Annotated in this window: 2 protein-coding genes; one reads left to right on the top strand and one right to left on the bottom strand. The window is 34.4% G+C overall.

From position 1 onward, the window contains the following. Window positions 1-49: 49 nt before the first annotated feature. Entirely contained in the window at window positions 50-1,042 is a 993-nt protein-coding gene (locus tag KFV11_RS11655) for a protein rep (RefSeq protein ID WP_254250655.1), read from the top strand. A 1,056-nt stretch (window positions 1,043-2,098) separates the two neighbouring features. Here KFV11_RS11655 and KFV11_RS11660 read toward each other — a convergent pair. Then, the gene (locus tag KFV11_RS11660; protein WP_254250654.1) at window positions 2,099-2,515 is read right to left on the bottom strand and encodes a VOC family protein; all 417 of its coding nucleotides are present in this window, start codon (window positions 2,513-2,515) and stop codon (window positions 2,099-2,101) included. Between the last annotated feature and the right edge of the window lie 258 nt (window positions 2,516-2,773).

Here is a 2,773-nt window from a genome sequence, read left to right on the forward strand (position 1 = left end):
CTTTTTATGCGTAATTTAATGAAACCGACCAAGAAAGGCGGTTTTTCTAATGCACTATAATCATACAAAATTTATTTCTAAAAATCAAGGCAATGAGATTTTAAGAGATTATACGAAGTCCGGGAAAGTTCGTCCTTGGCAGGAAAAGAAGATGGGTAATGTCACTTATGCCGAACTTCTCGAGATCTTGAAGATAAAGAAAGCTGAAAATGTGCGGCATTGTGGTCATGTACTGGAGTTTAAGGCGACTGATGAGGGCTATTTAAAACTTTATAAGACATGGTTCTGTAAGTCGAAATTATGTCCTGTCTGCAACTGGAGGAGAGCAATGAAGAACAGTTATCAGACGCAGTTGGTCGTTAACGAAGTTATCAAGGAGAAACCATCAGCACGCTGGCTGTTCATGACTTTATCCAATCGTAACTCGGTTGATGGCGAAAGTCTGGACACCAGTTTAAGAGAACTGACACAGGGCTTTAATCGGCTGATGAAATATAAAAAAGTTGAGAAGAATCTTGTCGGATTCATGAGAACGACAGAGGTCACTGTCAACAAGAAAAACAGTTCATACAATCAGCATATGCATGTACTTTTGTGTGTTGAAAGTAAATTTTTTAGAGGTGCTGACAACTATATTCCTCAAAAAGATTGGCTTCAGATGTGGCGGAAAGCCCTTAAAGTCAATTATGAGCCTGTGCTTAATATCAAAGCGATTAAGCCTAATTCAAAGGGTGATAAGGCGATTGAAGCTGCAATTAAAGAGACAGCAAAATATTCAGTGAAAGCAAGTGATTATCTGACAAATGACCAAGAAAAAAATCTGGAAGTCGTGGCTGATCTGGAACAGGGGCTTTATAAAAAACGCATGGTTTCCTATGGCGGTCTGCTGAAAATCAAGCACAAAGAATTAAATTTAGATGATGCAGAAGATGGCGATTTAGTTCAGACTGGCGATGAAAAAATGTCAGCTGACGAAGAAAAAGCGAATTCAATCATGGCGATATGGAATTTTGAAAAACAGAATTATTTTTTAAAGCACTGATTATTTTCAGTGCTTTTTATTTTTATTAATTTTGTCGGCTGAAACTCCTACAAGACAGATAAAACAAATTAAAAAAATAATTGTCTGCAAAATAATTCCCCTTTTTTATTTTTATTTTAACATTTTTTACTAATTTAGCCCCTGCAGGAACTAGAGCGATTAAACAGCATGTTTGCCCATTTTTTCATGAAATCGAAGATTGCATGTAAATGGGCAGTACGTGATTTTCAATCACTGCTGGCACTGATCCATTTTTATTTTCTAGAAAAATCTTTATAAAAATTTTAAATGACTTTATAAGGCTCTCAGATGCTTTCTGAGAGCCGTTTTTATTTTTCTGAGTATTTTATCTAGCTTGTATGTAAAAAACGCTCAGAGGCCTCTGAGGGCTTCTGAGCGCTTTTTGTTCGAATAATTCGGCACGGTCTGTTTATTTTTCCTTCGACGCCGTATCGTCGATGTCGATAAAAAAAGTTTCGGGCTGAAAATCTGTGCCACTTTTTTAAGAACACAGCAGCGTTATTCAATACAGATTTTTTTAAATGTCTGCCCGGAATAACTCAAGCCGACTAATTCTAAAAATAAAAAAATCGACGGAGGTCGATGTGAGTTTTCTTCGCACACGTCTGGAACAGACGTATAGATGCGCCCTTACGGGACTAATCAGATTATAACGCTGAAAATAAAGGGTGTAAAACGAAAACCCTTGAACAAACAGAGGAGATCGTTTTATGCCGAGAAAACTTTTTGTGAAAGAAAAGAACCCTCACGTACACTGACGAGGTGGGCCCACCAGGGCGGTTTTCCCTGGGTGGCACATCTTCGGGAGTGTGAGGGTTCAAAGTTTCTGCACAAAAAGGAAATTGGAATAAATAATAAAATTTTAATTATTTATTATTTTTATCAGTTTTTTGGTCGTCTCCGAACAATAACTCTAATCCTATGATTGTAGTTAACGTATTTGCAATAATCAGCAAAATATCTTTAAATTTTTTCATGTTTACTCCTTTTTTAAGTTTTTAAAAAACGAGTTTTACGAGTTTTTTCTTTTCTTGCTTAGTAATCTTTAGAAGTTTGTTTCATTAATTTTTCAAAATCAGTATCGCTAATATTTGATTGAGTAAGCGTGATTAGGTGTCCATCTAGATCTTTTATTGTCATTTCTTTAGCGTTCCATGGTTGTTCTTCTAATTGGTTAACTATAAACTTTTGTGAAATATTTTGTGCTTTTTCTTCTATGTCTTTTACTAAAATGTTTAGGTATATTGAGTTTCCAACTTCGAAATCAGTTTTAGAAATTAGCATTAAGTCTTGATATTTTTCTAGTCTTAAATGATTCATCAATACTTCATTTTTATCATTTCTAAATTTAAAAACACTTTTAAAACCGAGTGTTTTTTCGTACCATTTTTCTGCTTTTTCAATGTCTTTAACTAGTATTTTGTTAAACATTGGCATTTGATAAAATTCCACTGTTTTCACCCTCCTTTGTTCGTTTATTGTAATGTATTAAGTTACGTTAATGTCAAAAAAAGAGGTGGTTTTGAAACGAGTTGAAAACGAGTTTCTTCTTGTCTTGATACTATATAGAAATAACGAGATTTTTTTAAAACAGCTTAAACCGTTGATAAGACAGGTGTCATCGTGATTTTAAGTGTATAAAAAAATTGACATAAAAAAACCCCAGATGTAAGATTAGATTGTCTAGAAATAATCAGAACATTTGGAGGT

This window comes from Macrococcus equipercicus (genome assembly GCF_024205945.1).
Lineage (GTDB): Bacteria > Bacillota > Bacilli > Staphylococcales > Staphylococcaceae > Macrococcus > Macrococcus equipercicus.